This window comes from Methylibium sp. T29 (assembly GCF_000576205.1).
Classification (GTDB): Bacteria; Pseudomonadota; Gammaproteobacteria; order Burkholderiales; family Burkholderiaceae_C; genus Methylibium; species Methylibium petroleiphilum.
The window spans coordinates 1-3,057 of sequence record NZ_AZND01000335.1 but is presented as its reverse complement, the minus strand read 5'-3'; the positions used below and the strand labels follow the sequence as shown (position 1 = coordinate 3,057).

At 57.6% G+C, this 3,057-nt stretch carries 5 protein-coding genes and 1 pseudogene; 3 read left to right on the top strand and 3 right to left on the bottom strand.

The features are described from left to right. The coding region (locus x551_RS20425) for an SMR family transporter (protein WP_036250721.1) at positions 1–272 on the top strand (272 nt) is incomplete at its 5' end. A gap of 119 nt (positions 273–391) precedes the next feature. Here x551_RS20425 and x551_RS24710 read toward each other — a convergent pair. Beyond that, positions 392–1,254, bottom strand: a pseudogene (locus x551_RS24710) (LysR family transcriptional regulator). A gap of 97 nt (positions 1,255–1,351) precedes the next feature. On the opposite strand from x551_RS24710, the gene x551_RS26615 reads away from it, so the two are divergent. Both x551_RS26615 and bla read left to right on the top strand, forming a co-directional pair. Beyond that, on the top strand, positions 1,352–1,687 hold the full coding sequence (locus tag x551_RS26615; protein WP_197028824.1) for a hypothetical protein: 336 nt from the start codon (positions 1,352–1,354) through the stop codon (positions 1,685–1,687). After that, positions 1,600–2,232: a class A beta-lactamase gene (gene bla, locus x551_RS24705; RefSeq protein ID WP_197028823.1), complete on the top strand. Its 633-nt coding sequence runs from the start codon at positions 1,600–1,602 to the stop codon at positions 2,230–2,232. The genes x551_RS26615 and bla overlap by 88 nt, the downstream gene beginning before the upstream one ends. Before the next feature lie 118 nt (positions 2,233–2,350). Here the strand turns inward: bla and x551_RS20420 are convergent, their stop codons facing one another. Both x551_RS20420 and x551_RS20415 read right to left on the bottom strand, forming a co-directional pair. After that, complete coding sequence (locus tag x551_RS20420; RefSeq protein ID WP_011342942.1) at positions 2,351–2,635, bottom strand: type II toxin-antitoxin system mRNA interferase toxin, RelE/StbE family; 285 nt, start codon at positions 2,633–2,635, stop codon at positions 2,351–2,353. Further along, positions 2,632–2,910 carry a hypothetical protein gene (locus x551_RS20415; protein ID WP_011342941.1) on the bottom strand — a complete coding sequence of 93 codons (279 nt, stop codon included), beginning with the start codon at positions 2,908–2,910 and terminating at the stop codon, positions 2,632–2,634. The genes x551_RS20420 and x551_RS20415 overlap by 4 nt, the downstream gene beginning before the upstream one ends. Positions 2,911–3,057 lie beyond the last annotated feature (147 nt).

Sequence of the window (3,057 nt, the reverse complement as noted above, 5' to 3'; positions counted from 1 at the left end):
TCAAGTCATCGGAAGGCATGACAAAACTATGGCCTACGCTTGCCAGCGTGACAGGCTATGCGGTCTCGTTCTACTTCCTCTCCATCACCCTCAAAGTGATACCAACGGGTATAGCCTATGGCATCTGGTCGGGCGTCGGCATTGTGCTGGTGTCGGCGGTCGGCTGGCTGTGGTTCAAGCAGACACTGGACGCCCCCGCGCTCGCCGGAATCGGCATGATCATGGCCGGGGTGCTGACGATCAATCTGTTCTCCAAATCGGTGGCCCACTGATCAGGTGGTGTTCACCGGACGCTTACACTGCGCACGCGACGGCACCCGACCCATAGTGGTCATTCCACTGCTCAACGGTAAGAGCAGCCGCATCCTTCGATGCCTCCACATGCCGAGAGCTAATTGTCTCGGCACTCTTGCTCCAGCCAGCCACGGAAAGCTTTCATCCCGTCGGTCTCTTTGCGTGGCTTGAGCTTGGTCAACCAATAGCTGCCCGTCTCAATCCGAGTGTCAAATAAGGTCACCAGCCGACCGCCGAGTAGGTCGCGACCAAAGAGACGAATCGGCAACAAAGCCACACCTGTTCCTTGTGCGGCTGCATCAGCAAGTACAAGGGATGAGTCAAACACCGGACCCGTCAAATGTGGGGGGTTTAACCCAACCGCCTGAAACCATGCAGTCCACTCGTCTGCTCGATAAGACCGCAATAGCGTGACCCGTGCCAAATCACTGGGGGTGTGGATTCGACTTGCCATGAAAGGGGCGCAAACAGGTGCGAGTGGCGCAGAAAAAGCTTCGACGCTTCTGTGCCGTGCCAGTGGCCGTCCCCAAAGCGGATTGCGAAGTCCAGGCCATCGCCTGCCAAGTCGACTCGGTTGTTGTTGGAAAACAGTCGAAGATCTATGAAGGGGTGCTTGACTTGAAAGTCGCGGAGGCGTGGCAGCAACCAGCCCACTGCAAACGTGCCGACGACGCCCACAGACAAAACTTCTTTCTTATGAGGCGTCTTGACCTTCTCAAGCGTTAAACCGATCCGTTCAAAAGCATCGGTCAACACTGGTAGCAGGGCAGCACCTTCATCAGTCAAAGCAAGCCCTCGCGGGATACGCCGAAAGAGTTTCTTGCCCAGGCGGTCTTCTAAGTTCTTGACGTGCTGACTGACGGCGGTCTGCGTCAGGTGCAGTTCAAGGCCCGCCCGGGTGAAGCTCAGATGGCGTGCAGACACCTCAAATGCGCGCAGCGCGTTAAGCGGAAGGTCCATGATGATCTAAGTTTTTCTTGGGCCTGGGCTGCAGATTTTACGTTTGAAGAGACCACCGACGATCCATATGATCACTCATTTTCAAACAGTAGGAACCATGAAAAGACGCAACTTCTCCGTCGGGATGGCATTTTCTGCCTTTGGCTTCAGTGCGATTTTCCCCAAGAAAAGCTTTGCCTTGGGCGAGCAAGGACAGATGACTGCTGTGTTTCAGCAACTCGAGGCTAAAGCCCAAGGCCGGTTGGGCGTACATGTCATAGACACAGCGACTGGTCACGAATTTGGCTACCGCTCTGACGAACTTTTCATGATGCTCAGTTCGTTCAAGCTGCTGGCGAGTGCTTGGTGCTGGCGCGCGCGGATCGTGGTGAAGAGTCGCTCACTCGGCGTATTCGTTACCGCAAGCAGGACTTGGTGCCTTGGTCGCCAGTGACAGAGGCATATGCGGATGGCGAGGGGTTGACTTTGGCCCAACTCTGTCACGCGACGATAACCACCAGCGACAACACAGCGGGCAATCTCATACTAGCCAGCTACGGTGGCCCTCAAGCTCTCACCCAGTATGCCCGCCAACTCGGTGACAAGATCACGAGGCTCGATCGGAACGAACCCGACCTCAACACCCGAGTCGAAGGAGGAAGCTTGGATACGACCTCACCGCGAGCCATGGCCATGACCATGAACAAGCTCCTCTTGGGCGATGCACTCTCACCCTTATCGCGGAATTTGCTCCGCCAGTGGCTGCTCGAAAACACGACCGGGGGAAAGCGCCTCAAGGCCGGAACCCCTGCTGATTGGACCGTTGGCGACAAGACCGGGACCAACAAGACAGATGCGAACGACATAGGAATATTGCTACCACCGCAAGGCGCACCGGTCCTTGTGACTGCTTACCTCGCTGACAGCACGGCAAGCAGCCAAATAAAAGATGCAACGCTTGCAGAGGTAGGTAGGCTCACCTCTATAGGCATACGATGAAGTCGGAGCGGGGATAAGGACTCGTTCCAGCAACCGCTCCTGGCCGCCTGCCGCCGACCGCGGTCTGGCTCGAAAGCAGTCTGTCAACGCGCCGTTTCATTGTTGCCATGATCATATCTTAATCGCGCACAGGCGGCCACAGGCGGGCAGTATGAACCAGCGTCAGTATCCACACCGTTTCGCCGTCGATCTGATACACCAGGCGATAGCTTTCGTGCGGGATCAACTCGCGGGTCCCGGGAATCTTTCCCGGCTTGCCCAGCATGGGGTGCTGGATCAAGCGGGCGGCCGCGTCGCTGAAAATCTCATCCATCCGGGCCGCCGCGCGCGGATTGTCGGCTGCGATGTAGTCCCACACATCGGCACGGTCTTGCTGCGCTTCGGGCGTCCAAACAACCCTCACGCCTGGCTCGCCACACTGGCACGCCGTGCGGCGAATTCGGCCTCAACTTCATCGTTCGACCGCCCCAATCCAGCGCGCATCGAAGCCCGGCCGGCTTCGACCTTGCGGCGCAGGAACTCGTCGTACTCGCGCGACTCGCGCTGGCGCTGAACGAACTCGCGCATCAGCTCGCGCAGCACTTGCGACGCCGGGCGATGGGCCGCCTCGGCTTCGGCCATAAACTCGGCGCGCAACTCAGGCTCCAGCTTCATCGTGAAAACGGCTTGTTTTGACATGATCGGGGCCTCCTGCCACTTGATACTAACAAAGTATATACGCCGTCATTACTAAGCGCTATTCACAGAACGCTGCAAGGCGGGCGTGCGCTAGGCCAAGGCCTGTCGGAAAACATTTGTTTTTCGACAGGCCTTCAACGGTCCTCT

Bases quoted from the DNA above. Each gene is read 5' to 3' on its own strand.
- x551_RS26615 (WP_197028824.1), top strand. From the start codon at position 1,352: ATGAAAAGACGCAACTTCTCCGTCGGGATGGCATTTTCTGCCTTTGGC.
- x551_RS20415 (WP_011342941.1), bottom strand. From the start codon at position 2,910: ATGTCAAAACAAGCCGTTTTCACGATGAAGCTGGAGCCTGAGTTGCGC.